This window comes from Candidatus Avedoeria danica, assembly GCA_016703025.1.
Classification (GTDB): Bacteria; Chloroflexota; Anaerolineae; order Epilineales; family Epilineaceae; genus Avedoeria; species Avedoeria danica.
The window spans coordinates 1,017,656-1,035,567 of the sequence record JADJCV010000004.1 but is presented as its reverse complement, the minus strand read 5'-3'; the positions used below and the strand labels follow the sequence as shown (position 1 = coordinate 1,035,567).

Annotated in this window: 13 protein-coding genes; 11 read left to right on the top strand and 2 right to left on the bottom strand. The window is 70.4% G+C overall.

Translation table 11 applies throughout. The features are described 5' to 3' along the window. Positions 1-80 precede the first annotated feature (80 nt). Together IPG72_07565 and IPG72_07560 are read left to right on the top strand one after the other, a co-directional pair. Positions 81-3,401, top strand: coding sequence for an AAA family ATPase (locus IPG72_07565; GenBank protein MBK6768851.1), 3,321 nt, complete (start codon positions 81-83; stop codon positions 3,399-3,401). 132 nt (positions 3,402-3,533) lie between these two features. After that, positions 3,534-5,591 (top strand): thioredoxin domain-containing protein, encoded by a 2,058-nt coding sequence (locus IPG72_07560; protein MBK6768850.1) that lies wholly within the window; start codon positions 3,534-3,536, stop codon positions 5,589-5,591. A gap of 784 nt (positions 5,592-6,375) precedes the next feature. On the opposite strand, the gene IPG72_07555 is transcribed toward IPG72_07560, so the two are convergent. Then, on the bottom strand, positions 6,376-7,668 hold the full coding sequence (locus IPG72_07555; protein MBK6768849.1) for a cysteine--tRNA ligase: 1,293 nt from the start codon (positions 7,666-7,668) through the stop codon (positions 6,376-6,378). A gap of 133 nt (positions 7,669-7,801) precedes the next feature. Between IPG72_07555 and IPG72_07550 the strand changes: the two genes are divergently transcribed. From IPG72_07550 to IPG72_07540, 3 genes are all read left to right on the top strand, one after another. Continuing rightward, entirely contained in the window at positions 7,802-9,082 is a 1,281-nt protein-coding gene (locus tag IPG72_07550; protein ID MBK6768848.1) for a PQQ-dependent sugar dehydrogenase, read from the top strand. 199 nt (positions 9,083-9,281) lie between these two features. Then, positions 9,282-10,886: a hypothetical protein gene (locus IPG72_07545; protein MBK6768847.1), complete on the top strand. Its 1,605-nt coding sequence runs from the start codon at positions 9,282-9,284 to the stop codon at positions 10,884-10,886. Continuing rightward, on the top strand, positions 10,887-11,660 hold the full coding sequence (locus tag IPG72_07540; GenBank protein ID MBK6768846.1) for a thioredoxin domain-containing protein: 774 nt from the start codon (positions 10,887-10,889) through the stop codon (positions 11,658-11,660). 53 nt (positions 11,661-11,713) lie between these two features. Here IPG72_07540 and IPG72_07535 read toward each other — a convergent pair whose 3' ends face one another. Continuing rightward, complete coding sequence (locus tag IPG72_07535; GenBank protein ID MBK6768845.1) at positions 11,714-11,902, bottom strand: hypothetical protein; 189 nt, start codon at positions 11,900-11,902, stop codon at positions 11,714-11,716. 107 nt (positions 11,903-12,009) lie between these two features. Here IPG72_07535 and IPG72_07530 point away from each other — a divergent pair, with 107 nt between their 5' ends. From IPG72_07530 to IPG72_07505, 6 genes are all read left to right on the top strand, one after another. After that, positions 12,010-12,666, top strand: a complete 657-nt coding sequence (locus tag IPG72_07530) for a sigma-70 family RNA polymerase sigma factor (GenBank protein ID MBK6768844.1) — start codon at positions 12,010-12,012, stop codon at positions 12,664-12,666. Between the two features lie 63 nt (positions 12,667-12,729). Then, positions 12,730-13,206, top strand: a complete 477-nt coding sequence (locus IPG72_07525; GenBank protein ID MBK6768843.1) for a hypothetical protein — start codon at positions 12,730-12,732, stop codon at positions 13,204-13,206. Continuing rightward, a complete protein-coding gene (locus IPG72_07520; GenBank protein ID MBK6768842.1) occupies positions 13,203-14,648 on the top strand; it encodes a DUF4332 domain-containing protein in 1,446 nt (481 codons plus the stop codon). The genes IPG72_07525 and IPG72_07520 overlap by 4 nt, the downstream gene beginning before the upstream one ends. 3 nt (positions 14,649-14,651) lie before the next feature. Next, entirely contained in the window at positions 14,652-15,491 is an 840-nt protein-coding gene (locus tag IPG72_07515; protein ID MBK6768841.1) for a hypothetical protein, read from the top strand. A 222-nt stretch (positions 15,492-15,713) separates the two neighbouring features. Continuing rightward, entirely contained in the window at positions 15,714-16,613 is a 900-nt protein-coding gene (locus IPG72_07510; protein ID MBK6768840.1) for a TIGR00159 family protein, read from the top strand. A gap of 1 nt (position 16,614) precedes the next feature. Further along, entirely contained in the window at positions 16,615-17,910 is a 1,296-nt protein-coding gene (locus IPG72_07505; protein ID MBK6768839.1) for a hypothetical protein, read from the top strand. The last annotated feature ends 2 nt before the right edge of the window (positions 17,911-17,912 follow it).

Here is a 17,912-nt window from a genome sequence, read left to right as displayed (position 1 = left end):
CGAGAGGCGTCGTGCGGCCTGCCCTGGCCCCCCAGGTGGTTCGACCTTCGGGTTGGCGCCGCCGCTGCGAGGAGATGTGCGTGCCGGACGTTCAGGCCCGGCTCTTGGGAGCGCCGGTGTTCGAAGTCGACGGCCGTCTGCTGCCCCTGGGCAGCGGGCGCGTTCCGGCGCTGCTCGGATACCTTGTGGCCACCCGGCAGATGCATGCCCGGGAGCGGCTCAGCGGGCTGTTCTGGCCGGACGTCCCTGAGCGGAACGCGCTCGCATCCCTCCGCACGGCGCTGTACGACGTCCGCCGTGCCCTCGGCGACGCCAGCGACGTGCTCTTCGTGGAGCGAACCCGGGTCGGACTGCGCCCCGAGCGGATCGTCCAACTTGATCTGGCGACGCTCGAGGTCGGTGCGGCAGACGGCGACGGCTTCGATGAAGCGGCTGCCGAGGCAGCCGTCGCCGCCTACAACGGCACGTTCCTCGAAGGCGTGGCCGTACCGGACGCGCCGGAGTTCGATGACTGGCTCGTCGTCGAGCGCGAGCGGTATCTCAACCTGTACGTGCGGGCGGCCTGGCGCCTCGGGCGCCACAACGCGGCGGTCGAGCGATTCGATCGCGCCGCGGCGTTCGCGCGGCGCGTTCTGGCCGTCGACCCGCTGCGAGAGGAAGTCCACCAAGCGCTGATGCTCTACCTGGCGCGCAGCGGCCAGCGGGCCGCGGCGCTGGCCCAGTTCAAACTCTGTGAGGCGCTGCTCGACACCGAGCTTGGCATTCGGCCCCTCGAGAGCACGATGCGGCTGTTCGAGGCGATCAAGTCCGACGCCCCGCTTGGCGAGTCGCAGGTCGCCCCACCGGCGGCCGTGGCCCGTGCCGCCGCGGATCGTGCGCGGCAGGCGCGCGTCCCGGGCGGCCTGCCGCGACCGCTGGCGGAGCACATGGGCCCGCTTGTCGGCCGCGAGATCGAACGCCGTTCGCTGAGCGCGGCCTGGTCGGCTGCCGTCGAGGGCCGCGGCGGGGTCGTCGTGCTCACGGGGGAGGCCGGCATCGGCAAGTCACGGCTCGTGGCCGACCTGGCCGATGCCGTGGCGGCGCACGATCGCGTGTGGTACGGTCGGTGCCACGAGGCGACGGCCCAGGCACCGTATGCCCCGCTCGTCCAGGCGCTGCGCGACGGACTCGCGCCCGACGAGCTCATGGCGTTGCCCGTGCAGCACGTCTGGCTGCGCGAGATCGCACGCCTGTTGCCCGAGATCGAGAGCGCAGTCGAGGACGGGCGCAACGCCCCGCTCGACGGGTTGCGTGACCGGGACCGCTTGTTCGAGGCGGTGTGCGCCGTCGTCGCGGCTGCCGCGGAGGATGCCCCGGTCTTGTTCGTGATCGAGGATGTCCACTGGGCCGACGAGTCGTCCCTGTCGTTGCTGGCTTCGCTTGCCCGCGCCGTGGCCACGACGCGCTGCTTGCTCGTCGTGACCGCGCGCGACGCCGACGTCGCTGCGGACCGGCGCGCGCTGCACCGCGCGATCGAGCAGGCGGGCACGAGGCACGAGCTCTGCCCGCTTTCCACCGCCGAGACGGCCTCGCTCGTTCAAGCGCTTTCCGGCGCCGACGTGCCACCGACCGAGTTCGGCGCTCAGCTCGTGCAGCGTACGGGCGGCAACCCGTTCTTCGTCGTCGAAACGCTGCGCGCCCTGTTCGAGCAGGGCACGTTGAGCGTCGAGCCGGACGGGCAGGGTTGGACGACGACGGCCGGCACGGCCGAGGGCGGCTATTCCGAGCTGCCCGTGCCGGTCAGCGTCGGCCAGATCGTCGATGCCCGCCTCGATCGATTGTCCGACGACGCGCGCACGTTGGCCGACGCCGCGTCCGTCCTGCGCCGCGACATCGAGTTCGACGTCGTGCAGCGCATCAGCGGCCTCCCGGCGCCCGCTGCGCTCGACGGGCTCGACGGGCTTCTCGTGGCCGGCCTCTGGCGCGAGGCGGACAACGATGGGTTGACGGCCCACTACGATTTCGCGCATGCGCTCGTGCGCGACCGGATCTACGGCCGTCTGTCGTCGGCGCGGCGCCAATACTTGCACCGCCAGGTGGCCGGACAGCTCGAGACCGCCACGACGGCCGAGCCCGACCGAATTGCCTATCACTATCTGCGCGGGGGCGTCCGCGACCGCGCCTGCGCGTGGTCGCTGCGCGCGGGCGACGCGGCGCTGGCCGTGTACGCTGCCGAGAACGCTCTGCAGCACTTCCGTTCGGCACGCCAGCTGGCGGCGACCGCGCCCGAGCAGTACGCGGCGCTGTCGGGCGCGGGCCACGCGTTCGTCGCCCTCGGCCGCGCGCGCGAGGCCGTGCTCACCTACACCGAGGCCCTTCAACACGCGCCGGATGATGGCGCCCGGGCCGAGCTCGAACGCTGCATCGGCCGCGCGTACGAGCGCCGCGGCGAGTTCGACGCCGCGATCGCCGCCTACCTCCGCGCCCGCGACCACTTGCGCAGCCATCCGGCCACGCTGGCTGCGCTGCGCACCGCTGACGGCCTGGCGACGGTGTACGTCCGTCTCGGTCGGGTGAGCGAGGCGCTGTCGCTCGGCAAGGACGCGTTGACGGTGCTTGCCGTGAGCAATGCGTTGACGGACGGGGAGCGCTTGCAGGCCGAGGCGTGGCTGCGGAACACGGTCGGCATGGCCCATCTGCACGGGGATGCGTACGCGCTCGCGCTGGACAACCTGACGCGCAGTCTGGCCCTCAAGCGGCAGTTGGGCGATCGGCTCGGCGAGGCGACGGTCCTCAACAACCTCGGCGTCGTCCACTACCACGCCGGCGACGACGAAGCGGCGCTGGCGCGTTACAGCGACAGCCTGTTGATCAAGGAAGCGATCGCCGACCACTACGGCCGGGCGATCGCGCTGACGAACCTGGCGCTCATCGAAACGCACCTCGGCCGGCATGCGGCGGCGGCGGTGCGGCTCGCGGAGGCGGATGTTGCGGCGCAGACCGTCGGCGCAACATGGCTCGTGCCCGAGATCCGGCGGGTCATGGCGCAGCGCGACCTTGCTGCCGGCGAGGTCGCCGCGGCGGCGGAGCGGGCGGCGGAAGCGCTCCAGGCGGCGGAACAGCTGGGCGTGCCGGCGTTCATCGGTGTGGCGCATCGCGTGCTCGGGCAAGTGAAGGCCGTCAGCGAGCCGAACGCCAGCGCGGCGGAGGAGCACTTCCAGACCAGCCTTGCGGTGTTCGAGATGCTCTCCGACCGGCATGAGCGGGCGAAGACCGAGGCGGCGTTCGGTGCCGCCTTGCTCCACATGGGCCGCGGCGCTGACGCTGTCGACCACCTGCAGAGCGCGTTGGAGACATTCAACCGCGCTGGGGCGCACGGTCGGGCGGCGCAGGTCACGCGGCTGTTGGAAGCGCGCGCCTAGCCGACGAGAAGACTCTTCCCCATGGGGGGCCCCGTCGCAAGATGGGGGCCATGGTTGACAAACGGGCGAGCGGGGGGGCTCGCCCGTTTGTTTTCTTCTGAACCCGTGACATGGCGCATCGGAGGGCTGGAGATGGCCGAACGACTGTCGAGCGCAACGTCGCCCTATCTGCTGCAACACGTCTCGAATCCGGTGGATTGGTGGCCGTGGGGCACCGCGGCGCTGGCCGAGGCCGCCCGTCTCGAACGGCCGCTCTTCATCTCGATCGGCTACTCCAGCTGCCACTGGTGCCACGTCATGGCGCACGAGTCGTTCGACGACCCGGCCGTCGCGGCGCTGATGAACGCCGCATTCGTGAACGTGAAGGTGGACCGAGAAGAGCGCCCGGACGTCGATGCCGTGTACATGGACGCCTTGCAGGTGATGACGGGGCGCGGGGGATGGCCGCTCAGCGTGTTCGCCGCACCGGATGGACGACCGTTCTATGCCGGCACGTACTTCCCGCCGACGGCGCGTCATGGCCTGCCTGCGTGGCGCGATGTCGTCACGTCCATCGCCGAAGCGTGGCGGACGCGGCGGGCGGACATCGAGTCCCATGCCGACGCGCTCGTCGCGGCGCTCGTCGACAAGTCACCGCCGAGCGCCGCCGGCAGCGCGGTCGGCGCGCTGGACGAGGGTCTGCTGGCCCGGGCCACCGAGCGGCTACTGGCGACGATCGACCCGGTCGGCGGCGGGTTCGGCGGCGCACCGAAGTTCCCCCAGGCCGGCGCGCTGGCGTTCCTGCTGCGCCGACATGCCCGCACGGGATCGGCCGCGCCGCTCGAGGCCGTGGCTGCGGCGATGGATGCCATGCTCGCGGGCGGTCTGCACGATCAGCTCGCCGGCGGCTTTCACCGCTACTGCGTCGACGCCACCTGGACCGTTCCGCACTACGAGAAGATGCTCTACGACAACGCCCAGCTGCTCGCGCTGCTGGCCGAGCTCCACCAGCTGACGGGTGCGCCGCGGTACGCCGAAGGCGCGCATCGGACGGCGAACTACGTGCTGAAGGCGCTACGCAGCCCTGACGGCGGCTTCTTCAGCGCCCAGGACGCTGACACGACCGAAGGAGAGGGCGCGTACCACACCTGGACGCCGGACGAGCTGGCCGCCGTGCTCGACCCCTCCGACCTCGAACTGGCGGCCGCCTGGTACGGCGTCAACCCATCGGGCAACACGGACGACGGCCGCTCGGTGCTGACCGCGCGTCGCGACCCGGTCGGCGCCGCCGCGGCGCTGGGCTGCAGCGTGGACGCGCTGTTCGAGCGCGTTGCGACGATCCGCTCGGCGCTGCTGGCGGCCCGGGAGCGGCGGCCGGCGCCGGCGACGGACACGAAGATCATCGTGGGCTGGAATGCGCTGGCGATCGATGCGTTGGCGCGCGCGGGCAGCGCACTGGGTGAAGGCGGGTGGATTCGCGCTGCCGAGACGGCCGCCGCGTTCCTCTTCGGGCACGTCCGATCGTCGGCGACGGCCGGAGGCCTTGCCCATCACACCGCCGCTGGCGCCGTCGGGGTGCCCGCGTTCTGCGACGACGTCGCGTGCCTGGCCAACGCTTGCGTGAGCCTGTACGGGGCGACGTTCGATCCGCGGTGGCGGGACGAAGCCGTCGCGCTCACCCGGTCGCTCGTCGCGGACTTCACCGGTCCGGACGGGGGTGCGTTCTACCGGACCGCGGCGTACCACGAGGCGCTGGCCGTGCGGGCGCACGATGTCGTGGACGGCGCGACGCCATCCGGCAACGCTGCGGCGTCGCTCGCGCTCCTGCGCGTCGCCGCGCTCGTCGACGACGCCGTCCTCGCCGATCGCGCCGCCGAAGCACTCGCCGCAATTGCGCATGCGATCCCTGCGGCGCCGCTCGCGTTCGGAGACACGCTCGTCGCGGTCGACGTGCACGTCGCCGGCATGCGCACCGTCACGTTCGATCGGCCGCCGTCCGCCGACGATCCATTGGGCGGCGTGGTTCGTGGGCGATTCAATGTCGGGACGGTGGTCCGCGTGCGCGCCGATTCGCCAACTCCGCTGCCCTCGGGACGGCGCCCGGCTGCCGAAGTTTGCGTCCGCGGTCGCTGCCTGCGGCCCGTCGACGATCCGGCCGCGCTCGCGGCAGATCTGGCGGCGACGGACGGGGGCGAATTCAACGCCCGCTAGCCAGGGGCTCTTTATCGCATGTTCTCGTTCCAATACTGCCGGGACCCCCTATACGCCTGACGGCGTTTGAGAAAGAGGGCTCACGTGAAGATGCAGAATACTCGCTGGCGTTCAGCTGGAATCGTGATGGGTCTCCTATCATTTGTTGCCGTCATCATGTTGCGACAATCTGCGACAGATCAGAATTCCAGAGATGAGGCAAGCGGCCGGATGGAAGGCTCAGGAGTCGCATATCTGCCTTCTTTCTCGGAACTGGTCGCCAGTACGTCTGCAATCGTTCTCGTAACACAATCCGATGTTTTCAGCCTTGGAACAATTCCTCCTGCTTCGTCGCCGCCCACACCAACCCCCCCCCCCCCGGGGGGGGGGGGGGGGGGGGGCCGGCGCGGGGGGGGGGGGGGGGGGCCGCGGGGGGGGGGCCCGGTTGTTCGGACAGCCTTCGAACAGTACCCAGTTATATGGAAGGTATGTCAAAATCCGCCTTTGTAGGAGCAGTGGTAAACGAGATAAATACACCGGGCCCAACCTCGACCGATATCCCGACTGACACCCCAACTGCTACGCCTACGCCATAGTGGATTGCACCTTTCCTGCAGCGCCGGCGCCGGAATGGCCGCCGCAACCGCGGCCGCGGCGCGTTCCTGCCGACGATCGTAACGGGCCGTCGTCGTCACCGATGCGTGACCTGCCAAAAGTGCCGCTGCGGAAAGATCTCCCCCGCCGAACGTGATAGCGGCCGTCACGAACGCGCGCCGTAAGTCGTGAGGCACAACCGGAACGCCAGCTAGTGCGCCAGCGCGCCCGGCAGCACGACGTCGGGCGGCGCGACGAGTGGTTCGGGCCACGGTGCCTTCTCGGCGGGTGGAACGTCGTCGAGCGGGCGCAGCCAGAGGCCGAGGATCCGGTGGCCGACGGCTTCGAGGACGTCCTGGGCGCCGCGCACGTCCGCACCCGCCGGCGCGCCGAGAATCGCGTCGGCCAAGTCGAGCAGCGTGGCCACGGCGGCCGGCGTGTCGAGGTCGTTGTCGAGTGCGGCGGTGGCGCGAGGTCCGAAGCTCGTGAAGTCCAGCTCGCGGCCACTGCCGCTCGCACGGCGCATCGCCGCATGAAGCGCCTCGCGCGACGCGTCGCAAGCCTCGAACTGGTCGCGCGACCACTCCCATGCACTGCGCCAATGGTGGTTGAGAAGGTAGAGACGGATGGTGTCCGCTTCGTGGGAGGCGAGCAGGTCCCGCACGAGCACGAGGTTGCCGAGGCTCTTGCTCATCTTCTCGCCGTCCATGCGCACCATCGCCACGTGCATCCAGAGCCGCACCCAGGGCCGGACGCCCGTCAGCGGTTCGGATTGGGCGATCTCGCAGGCATGGTGCGGAAAGATCAGGTCGCCGCCGCCGCCGTGCACGTCGACCGGCGCGCCGAGATGGTGTGTCGCGAGGGTCGAGCACTCGATATGCCAGCCAGGCCTGCCGACGGACCACGGGCTGCGCCACGCCGGCTCGCCCGGGCGACCGGCCTGCCAGAGCACGAAGTCGAGTGGATCGTCCTTGTTCGGATCGGCTGGGTCGTTGCCCCGCTCGTTTGCCAGCGCCAGGAGTTCCGAGCGGGGCAAGCCGGCCAGCTCGCCGAACGCGCCGTCGGCAGCAGTCCGAAAGTAGACCGAACCCTTGCGCTCGTAGGCGCGGCCAAGGGCGAGCAGGCGCGTGACGTCGTCGATGATCGCTGGTATGCAGCTCGTGGCGCCGGGAAAGACCTCGGGCGGCAAGAGCCCGAGGCGTCCGAGGTCGGAGCGCAGGACTTCCGTCCAACGCAGACCGAGCGCCCGCCAGTCCTCGCCCGTGGCGGCGGCTTTTCGCAGCACGTCGTCGTCGATGTCCGTCACGTTCTGGACATAACGGGTCGGCCACCGATGAACTACCTGCATGTGCCGCTGCAGGACGTCGAAGATCACGTATGTGAACGCATGGCCGAGGTGCGTCGTGTCGTAGGGAGTGATCCCGCAGACGTAGAGGCTGACCGGCAGACCCGGCCGCGGCCGGAATCTCTCGACGGCGTTGGTGGCGCTGTTGAAGAGGCGCATCCGAACGGTCCTTGCTCGAATCCGGGCCGGTGATGGGCGGGCCGGCGGGCGGGTGGCGAGTATAAGGGGGCGGGCGCGGTTTCGGAAGTCGTCCGCACCCCGGTACAATCGTCGGCCGATGACGTTGAAGGACATGAAGCGCCCCATCCGCCGCGCGGCCGCATCGGCTGTCGTCCTGACGATCCTTTCATCGGGGGCGGCCTGCACGCAGCGACCCTCGATGATGGCGCGGTCCCCGCACGGGATCGAGGACACGCCGCCGTCGGGCAAGGGTGGCGTCATCTTCACCGCCACGCCGACCCCCGGCCCGTCGCCGACGCCGTCCGTCGCGCCGACCGTTGTCGTCGAGCCGCCCGAGCCCCTCCAGCTGGCGCCAGGCTTCCGGGCAAGCGTGTACGCGGACGCCGTCGGCCCGATCGCCCGCCTTGCCCGCGCCCCGAACGGGGACATTTTCGGCTCACTCGCCCGCGACAACCGCATCGTCGTCCTGCCGGACCGCAACGGCGACGGGTTCGCCGACCGTATGTTGGTGTGGTGGGAGGGCCCGGGCCTCAACGCGCCGGACGGCCTCGCCTTCTGGGGCGATCACCTGTGGGTCGCCAACGAGGACGGCCTCGTGCGCTTCCCGTACCGCACGGGGGACCTGGCGGCGGTCGCTCCGCCCGAACCCGTCGTCCCGCTGCCGGCAGGGGGGCGGGTGCGCGGCCGCCCGCTGGCCGTCAACCGCCTTGGCCACCTGTTCATGGGGGTGGGCGCCAGCTGCAACGCTTGCGTCGAGGACGATGTGCGGCGGGCTTCCGTGCTGCGCATCCTGACGGACGGCACGCGCACGTCGCGCTACAGCTCGGGCATGCGTGCGCCCAGCGGCATCGCCATCGATTCGCACAGCGGCGAGGTCTGGGTGACGGACCGGGCACGCGACGACCTCGGCGAGTCGTCTCCGCCGGACGAGCTGAACCGGATCGGTCCCGGTGCCGAGTTCGGCTGGCCGTTCTGCGTCGGTGACCGACGCCCCGATCCGCAGCTTGGCGCCGGCGCGGATCTCTGCGCTGCGACGCAGCCGCCGGTCATCGCGTTCGCCGCCCACACCGGGTTGATGGGCGCGGCGTTCTACGATGGGGGCGCGTTCCCGGCCGAGTACGACGGCGGCCTCTTCGTCGCCAGCCACGGGTCCGACGTGCAGGTCATGCTGCAGGCATACAAGATCCTGTTCCTGCCGTTCGCGAACGGTGCGCCGACCGGACAGGTGCGCGACTTCGCGACCGGCTGGATGAAGCCGGACACGCGCCTGTGGGGACGCCCGGCGGACATCGTGGTCGGCGCCGACGGTGCGCTGCTCGTGGCCGACGACGCCGGCATGCGCGTGTTTCGCCTCTTCTACTCGCCGAATGCCACACCGACACCGCCGCTGTAGCGCCGGATCGTCACCGGCCACCGGCCGTGCACTGCCGGCGACATCGACGGGTTAGACGGTATACTTGTCGAGCGCCCACGGGTCCATCGCGGCCCCGACCACCGCCGCGAGCCGCCGAGCCGCACCCTCGTGCCCCACGCCTGACCGCTGTTGTCCTGGGAGGCTGTACATGCTGCGCCGAATGCGCATTCCATCGGCCATGGCCTGTGTTGCGGTCCTCGCCGCGATCGCCGACGCGCGTCCCGTTGCGGCGCAGGCCCAGCTCTTCGTCAACACCACCGCCGACCTGCCCGTGTCGAGCGATCAGTGCCTGCCGGGCAAGGTGTGCACACTGCGGGCGGCGATCGAGAAGGCCGAAAGCGTTTCGAGCGGTGCGATCATCACCGCATGCTTCGATCCGACGGTCGTGCCGAACGCCAAGAAGTGCCAGCTCGGCTTCCAGCCTCTGCTCGCCGACGACCCCGGATTTGACGCGGTCCTCGGGAAGTGGCGGATCACGCTCGCCAGCGGCAGCCAGAACTTCGTGATGAGCAAGGGCGGCACGCGGATCGAGTTCGGGCGCTTCATCGACGGCTATGCCGGGCCGGCGGACAATCGGATGCAGGTCGCGAGCGCCGACGGGAACCAGCAGGTCGCCTTTCGGATCGAGAGCAACGGCAACGTGCTCTCGGCGCTGGACTTCACCGGGACGTACCAGGACTCGGCGTTGCTGCTGAAGGCCAGTCTCGCCGGCGACGGATCTGCGAACAATGTCCTCGGGCCGGGCCTCACGTTTGCCGGCCTGAGCAGCGGCAACGGCATCCGGATCAGCGACCCATCCTCGGTCAACAACCGGATCATCGGCAGCTGGTGCGGCATGCGGGGCGACGGCGAGATCGATCCTGTGGCCGAGGACTGCTTCGTCCTGGACAAGGGAACGAGCGGCAACACGATCGGCGGTGCCTCGGCCGCCGACCGCAACATCTTCGCCGCAAGCGCACTCGGCGTCGGGGTGAAGATCGAGGGGCCCGGCAGCGCGGACAACGCCGTGGTCGGCAACTGGATCGGCCTCGACCGGACGGGCGTGGCCAAGGGGGATCTGCCGGGCGGCGTGCTCGTCGTGCACGGCGCGGTTCGCACGCGGGTGGTCGGCAACGTCATCGCCGGCGTCGACAGCGATGCGATCGGTGTCTTCGAGGAGAGCCTCGAGACCGTCATCGAGGACAACCTCCTCGGGTTCGATGCCACGGGTACGAAGTGCATCGCGTTGAAGGGCGCCGGCGTCAGCCTGAACTTCGGTCCGAAGCAGACCGTCGTACGACACAACCGCGTCCGCTGTACGCGCGGCGGCGGCATCACGATCAGCGGTGCGGGCTCGACGAACAACCGCATCTCCGAAAACAGCATCGGCGAGACGAACCAGAAGCCGATCGTGTTCTCGCAGGGCGCGCAGGGTCGCATCGCCAAGCCGGTCGTCACGGACGCCGGTCCGAACTTCATCGCCGGCCGAGCGTGCGGCGGCTGCACAATCGAGGTCTTCTCCGACCCAGCGGGCGAAGCGCAGCACTTCGAGGGACGGACGGTCGCCGACGCAGCGGATGCAACGTTCCGCTTCGAGCTTCCGACGTCGTTCCGCTTCCACACGATCAGCGTGACGGCCACGAACGGCCAGATCACAAGCGAGCTCTCCAACTTCAGGTCGGTGCAGATCCAGCCGACCCGAACGCCAGCCGGCCCATCGCCGACGCCCGGCCCGACGCCGTCCGACACGTTGTTCGAATCGATGCTCTACTTGCCGTGGTCGGCGCGCGGCGCGTTCCGCTAGATGGCTGAGCGCAAGCGCACGGGCCGCGCGACCGGTTCAGGATCGATCGAGGTCAGCGGCTTCGCCGCGGCGTTCGTCGGCGTCCTCGTCGTCGGCGGCGTGCTGATCGCAGGCGCGTGGTGGTGGCGTGCGTGGGGCGGGGCCGTGCCGACGACCGCCAACCCGTCGCCACCGGCCGCGCCGACGACGGCCATCCCGTACGACGCACTCAACGGCGTGACCGCTGCCGGCGAGCCGCAGCTCGGGCTGCCGACCGCGCCGGTGGAGATCATCGCGTACGGCGACTACCTCTGCCCAAACTGTCGCCAGTTCGCCCGCGACGTCTTGCCCGCCATCAAAGACCGCTGGATCCGCACGGGCTTCGTTCGCATCGTGCAGCGCGACTTCATCGTGTTCGGGCCCGAGGCGCAGCGAGCGGCGGAAGCGGCCCATTGTGCGGGCGAGCACGGACGGTACTGGCGCTACGCGGACGGGCTCTATTCGCTCCGCGGGTCCGGCGAGACGCTGGACGTCGACCACCTCGTCGGCCTCGCCCGCACGCTCGACCTCGACACGGAAGCGTTCCAGGCTTGCGCCGCCTCCGGCCGGCACCGTGCCCGCGTCGAGGCGACGACGGCCTCGGCCAAGGCGCAGGGCTTCAGCGGCACGCCGGTCTACTTGATCAACGGCCGCAAGCTGGAAGGCGCGATCCCGCCCGAGGAGTGGGTCGAGATGTTGCGGCTGTTCGAACAGGAACTCGGCCAAGGCCGACCGTTGGCAACCGCCGCGCCATAGAGGTCGGCAATCGCGCCACAGGCTCTACCCGGCGTTCAACCGCTACCGGGCGATCAATGCGGCTCACGCGGGGGCGTGCCGGCGTCCGTCACGCTGATCCGCAGGCCGCTGCATTCCAGTCGTGCGTCGCCCGCGGTATACTCGACGAGCGCAAGGGCCTCTTTCAAAAGCCGAATGATCTCGTCGCGTGACCGCGGTCCGCCGTACGTTCCGGGGTGATCGATCAAGGTGCCGTCTGCCACTGCTTGTTCTCCTCGCGTCAGAGTTTGGACCGACGGATGGCGTCTGTGCAACCGGGCGGTGATGCGTGACGTACACGTCCACACGGCTCGGGCTGGAGGCAACGAACATGGTCGAAGGGCTGGATGAACAAGCTTGCGTCCACGCTGCCAGGTCGGGGGACCGGCGGGCGTTCGAGGCGCTCGTCACGCGCTATGAGCGACCGGTGTACAACTTGTCGCTGCGGATGCTCGGCCGCGCCGAGGATGCCGAGGACGCCGGCCAGGAAGTGTTCCTGAAGGCGTACCGCGCGCTGTCCGCGTACGACACCGGCCGGCCCTTCTCGACGTGGCTGCTGTCGATCGCGGCGCATCACTGCATCGATCGGATCCGGCGCCGGCGGATGCACGAGGTGTCGCTGGATGCGCTTCCGCCGTGGCGTCAGCTGGCAGCGCAGACGCCCGATCCGGAGGACGTTGCGGTCTACCAGGATCACTCGAGACGCGTCAGGCAGTACCTTCAGCTTCTTCCCGAGGACTACCGTCTCGTCGTCGTGCTGCGCTACTGGCATGACTTCGGGTACGCCGAGATCGCGGCGCTGACCGGCGAGAGCGAGTCGGCGATCAAGAGCCGCCTGCATCGCGCCCGGCGACAGTTGGCGGAGCACATGACCGCCGGCGTGCCGGGGTTGCCGAGCGTCATCGACGCCCCGGACGGCGTTGTCGGACCGACGGCCGGGGCGTCGGAGCCGGTCGCCGCGGCGGGTGCAGCGATGGCAGGTTCGTAACGTGCGCACATCAAGCGAAGCACGCTCGGCACGCACGGGCGCAGAGGACGGAAGGACGGACCGATGAACATGCTTACCGCCTGGCCCGGAGCTGACGAGGATCATGAGCTCAGCGATGAGCACCTCGCCGGCCTGGATCGCTGGCTGAAAGCCGACCTCGACGTCGAACCGCCGGCGGGCTATGCGTCGCGCGTCATGGCTTACGTCGATGCCGAGCTGCGGCGCGTACCGCCTTGGCGGCGGGCGCTCGTCGTCATCGGTACCTTGCTCAGCGGCGGCGTCCTGATCGCTTGGACGGCCTCCCAGCTGTTCCTGGATTGGCACCAGACGATGCAGTCGACGCCGATGGCCGCGGTGTTCCTGGATGTGGCCAGCGGCGTCGCCGTCGCCCTGCTGGCCTTCGCGCCGCCGCCGGCTTGGTTCGGCGGCCGAACCGCACTGTACGGCTTGGCGGCCGTGGCGGTTGCCGTGCTTTGGTTCGGCGTGACGGTCGCACCGCGCGGCCTCGCCCAGCGCGCGATGCTGCGTCGGCGCCCATGATGCCCGGCGTCCGAACGGTCATTGCGGGGCTTGTTCTCGCGCTCGCACTGCCGCAGCGCGTCAGCGCGCAGACATCGTGCAACGTGTCGCTCGACGAGAGCATCGTGGTCGAGCCGGGGGAGCATCGACCGTGCGGGATCGTCGTCGTCGGGCACGACGTTGCGGTGGCGCGCGAGGGTGAGGTCGACGGCGGGGTCATCATCGCTTTCGGTCATGCAGCGATCGACGGCGAGGTCAACGGGTCCGTCAACGTGCTCGGCGGCGATGCCGCGATCTCCGGGCGGGTGCGCGGCGACGTCTACGCGTCCGGCATCGTGCGCCTTGGCGCCCGGGCGCGCGTCCACGGCAACGTGACCGGTGGCGACATCCAGTCCGAGGTCGGTGCACAGGTGGACGGCGCCGCAACCGAGCTCGGACGAGGCTGGGCGGGCATGCCTCGCGGCCAACGGCCGTGGTTGTCAGATGTCGCGCTACTGCTCTTCAAGGTGCTCGTTACGCTGTTGCTCGCCGCGCTGTTCGGCGCGCTCGCCACGCTCGCGTCACCCGTCTTCGTCGGCCGGCTGCGCAGCGTGGCGAGCCGCGGTCCTGGTGTGGTTGTCGCCGCCACGGGCATCGGCCTCGGCGTGCTGGTCGGCACAGCGGGCATCGCGCTGGCGCTCAGGCAACACGGGGCCGCCGGCGCTATCGTCGCCCTGCCGGCGATTCTGGCCCTGGTCGGCGCGCTCGGCGTCGCGGGTCGGCTCGGCGCACGGTTGTTGCCGCGGCGAAGACCGGTGTCGCAGACTGCGCTCGGCCTTTCGCTCATGGCGGCGGCGGCAACGGTCGTCCTGCAGCTCGGCCACTGGGCGTTGTTCTGCACCGGTGGCCTCGTGCTCCTGCTTGTCGGCGCATGGTCGATTGGCGTCGTCGTGCTGGCGCTTGTCGGATTCCGCGCGGACCGCCGATCGGCGGTCGCCCCCGCGGAGCTGTCGGCCGCGCCGCCGGCCCGTGTGGAGACGCCCCAACCGCCCACCGCGCCCGAAGCGTTATGGACGCCCGAAGGGGCGCAACAGCCCGACACCGCTTCGGAACCCAAGGTGGCGGCCATCTCCGCACCCGCGACAGCGCTTGAGATCGAACGTACGGCTTCGCCGGACGCGCAGACCGAGGCGCACGCCCTCGACGGCGAGGCCACTGAAGCGGCGCCGACGGGAGAGGCAGAGCCCGCACCGTTGCCGGGAGACGCGGATCCCTCGCCGGCACTCGACCTGCGCCGGATCCCGGGCATCTCGCCGATCTACGCCCACGTGCTGCGGGCTGCCGGCGTCACGAGCCTCGTCGAGCTGGCCGAGCGCGATCCGGACGACATCGTGGCCAGCCTGGCCGTGCCGGGCGTGCTCGGGATCGACCGCGCCACGGCCGAGCTCTGGGTGTCGATGGCCCGCCGTCGTCTCGGGCGCTGACGCGTGTCGTCGGGCCCTGAGACGCTGCGCCGACCCGGCGACGCCACGACGAATCGGTTTTCACGTGCCGCCGATGCGCTCGCCGCCGGAGCGGCGCAGCCGGCGTGGTTGGACGGCTGGGCGGCCGTCTGGGGCATGGCGCTGGCCCAGCCGGACCTGACGATCGGCGGGACGTGGTCACGGGTTGCCGCCGTCGGCGTCATCGTCTGGCTGCTCACCTGGGCGCGCGACCTCGAGGACCCCGCGCGGCGCCACGGGACGACGACGATCCCGGGCGGCCGCGGTGCGCTGGCCGTCGCCGCGCTGGCCGTGGCTGCGGTGCTCGGCACGGGACCGCTCATCGTGTTCGCGGCATGGCTTGCCGTTGGCGTCCGGCGGTTTCGGCCGGAGGCGCGATGGGGCGCGGTGTCCTTGCAACTCCGCTTGTGGATGGGCGCACTTGGCGCGTGGCTCGCCCTCAACGGGGTGGCCGCCGCCCGCGGGGCGCGGTTTGCCGAACCCGGGACGCTCGCACCCTATGGCGCGCTGCAGGTGAACGGCTTCGACGTCGCCTTGATCCTGGCTGGCTGCGCCCTCGCGGTCGGCGCAACGGGGACGGACGACGCGAGGACGCGTGCCGCGCGTCCTTGGTCGGGAGCGGTGTACGTAGCGGGGTTCGTGGTGCTTGCGTCCGGGCTGATCGTGGCCGACCGGCCGGGCGGCTTGTGGCTGGCGGCGCTGTGTGCCGCCGCGCTTTGGCCCGGTCGATCGGAATCGGCCTGGAACGGCCCCATTTTGCCGGCGCGTTCGTGGCTGCCGTTCGCGCTCGGCGCCGTATGCATCGTCGACCGCCTCATCCCTTGAGCGCGTTCGGACACGACGAACCTTCGACCCGTGCGGCAAGCCGCCCGTTGTCGCGGTCGCCGCGGCTCCGTATACTAGCGGGCATGCGACTAGCGGGCGTGGTGAACGAGCGCGCAGACGAGCATCGGCCGCTGACCCGGCCGGGTGGCCCGTCGGCCGCCCTGCGGCGTGCTTGCTTGCCCGGTCGCTTCCGAGAACGCACGTCGTGACCAGGCGAGGATCTTGAGCGAAACCCTCGGCGACATCTCGGCGCGCCTGTTGGCCATGCGCGCTGGCGACGGTCTCGACATTCTCTTGGTCGCCGCGCTCGTCTATGCGCTGTTGTACGTCGTCCGCGGCACGCGGGCCGTACGCCTGTTGCGCGGGACGCTCTTGCTGGCGCTGATCTACTTCGTGCTGCGCAATGCGGCGTCGCTCGAACTGAAGGCGTTCGAGACCGTCACCCGGGTCTTTCTCGAGGGCGTGATCGTCGCCGTGCCGGTCGTCTTCCAGCCCGAACTGCGCCGCGCGATCGACCGCCTCGGTGGGACGCGTCTCCTGACGGGAAGACACGCCGAGCTCGTCGGCGCGCCGATGGTCGTCCAGACGATCACCCAGGCGGCGCGCAGCCTGTCGGAGCGCGGACACGGAGCGTTGATCGTCCTCGAGCGCTCCGTCGGTCTCGACGAGCTCGTCGCGCACGGCCTGCAGTTGGACGCCAAGGTGTCCGTCGACTTGATCCTGCAGATCTTCCACCCCCATACGCCGCTGCACGACGGGGCGATCATCGTGCGCGGTGACCGGATCGCCGCGGCACGTGTCGTCATCCCGATCGGCGACCTCCCACCATCCGACGAGGCGCTCGGAACCCGCCACGTGGCGGCGATGGCGATCAGCGAACGTTCGGACGCGCTCGTCGTCGCGGTGTCGGAGGAGACTTCGACGATCTCACTGGCCAGCGACGGGCGCTTGACGAGGCATCTCGAAGAGAGCAGCCTGGCCAGCCTTCTGACCACCGGGCTCGTCGGACGTGGCGCGCCCTCCCGGTGGGTGGTTGCGCGGCGACGGATGCGCAAAGTGGTGCCGCGCGCGGTTCGACGGAGCTGGCGCCAACGCTCGTCCCCCGCCGCGGAGCGGCGCTAGCATGGTGCGCAGCTGGCTCGACAACATGGGATCGCTCATGTTGGCGCTGTTCCTGTCGCTCATGATTTGGCTGTTGATCAGTGATCGCGATCGCCCGATGCAGACCGACAGCGTGCCTCCGACTGGCGGCTTGGCGCTACAATTCGAACATGTCCCGGATGGCTACGTCGCGCTTTCACCGGATGACGGCAAGGTGCGGGTCGTCCTGCGGGGCTTCGAGGACGCGTTCGAAGCGCTCGATGCCACGGACTTCCGGCTCGTCGTCGATCTGGCCGGCCTGAAGGACGTTCAGGCGACGGTCGCCGTCGAGACGCCGGTGCGCCTGCCCGTCGCCTGGCACTGGGGCGAGGGTGTAGGTTGGGCTGACCGCAGGCGGCTCGGGCTGCGCGCGATCGGCACCGAGCCTTCGCACGTCATGGTGCGGCTCGACCCGATCGTGACGAGCACGCTGCGCGTCGACGTCGAGCTCACGCCTTCCAATGCGGGCGGGTTCGAGCTCGGCGAGAGCACGGCGACGCCGGCCAAGGTGCAGGTTACCGGCCCGCGCGCCGCGCTCACCCGCATCACGCGCGCCGTCGCGCTGGTCGACAGCGCGATGCTGGCTGGGGCAGCCGCCCCACGCATCTCGGATGTGCCGCTCGTGGCGATGGACGCGGCCGGGAGTCTGGTGGACGGCGTCGCTCTCTCGCCCGGCACCGTGGCCGTGACCGTCGATCCGGCGTCGTTCGGCTATCGGCTGCCGGTCGTCGTCGAGCCGCGCGGCAACGTGCCGCCGGGCTACGACTGGCGCGGCCTGACGTACGAACCCAAGGAGGTCCACGTCTTCGGCCCGGACGCGGGGATCCAACAACTCCTGACTTCAGGCAAGGTCAGTGCTCGCCCGATCGACCTCGGTCCGATCACCCGAACCGTGCGCATCCGCTCACCGCTGCAGCTGCCGCCCGGGATTCAGGCCGTCGGGTTGAAGGACGGCCTCATCACGGTGACGGTGCAAGTGGATGTCCTGCCCGGCTCGCAGCAGTTCACGGTTGCCGTCGAACCGGAAGGTGTTCCGCCCGGCCTTCGGTCGACGCTCAGCCCGCGCACGGTGCTCGTCGTGCTGCGAGGCGACCGGCCCGTGCTCGATCTGCTGGACACGGACGACATCCAAGCCGTCGTCAGCGCCCGTCGCCTGTCGGCAGGCGTCCACCGCGTTGCGGTCGACCTGCGCCTGCCGCCGGGGATCGAGCGCGTCAGCGTCTCGCCCGAGACGGTCGAGCTTCAGCTCGAGGCCGGCGACGGCCGCCCCGGCGGCTGAGC

Excerpts from the sequence above, each read along its gene's own strand:
- IPG72_07560 (MBK6768850.1), top strand. The coding sequence starts at position 3,534 with ATGGCCGAACGACTGTCGAGCGCAACGTCGCCCTATCTGCTGCAACAC.
- IPG72_07555 (MBK6768849.1), bottom strand. The coding sequence starts at position 7,668 with ATGCGCCTCTTCAACAGCGCCACCAACGCCGTCGAGAGATTCCGGCCG.
- IPG72_07550 (MBK6768848.1), top strand. The coding sequence starts at position 7,802 with ATGAAGCGCCCCATCCGCCGCGCGGCCGCATCGGCTGTCGTCCTGACG.
- IPG72_07545 (MBK6768847.1), top strand. The coding sequence starts at position 9,282 with ATGGCCTGTGTTGCGGTCCTCGCCGCGATCGCCGACGCGCGTCCCGTT.
- IPG72_07540 (MBK6768846.1), top strand. The coding sequence starts at position 10,887 with ATGGCTGAGCGCAAGCGCACGGGCCGCGCGACCGGTTCAGGATCGATC.
- IPG72_07530 (MBK6768844.1), top strand. The coding sequence starts at position 12,010 with ATGGTCGAAGGGCTGGATGAACAAGCTTGCGTCCACGCTGCCAGGTCG.
- IPG72_07525 (MBK6768843.1), top strand. The coding sequence starts at position 12,730 with ATGAACATGCTTACCGCCTGGCCCGGAGCTGACGAGGATCATGAGCTC.
- IPG72_07520 (MBK6768842.1), top strand. The coding sequence starts at position 13,203 with ATGATGCCCGGCGTCCGAACGGTCATTGCGGGGCTTGTTCTCGCGCTC.
- IPG72_07505 (MBK6768839.1), top strand. The coding sequence starts at position 16,615 with ATGGTGCGCAGCTGGCTCGACAACATGGGATCGCTCATGTTGGCGCTG.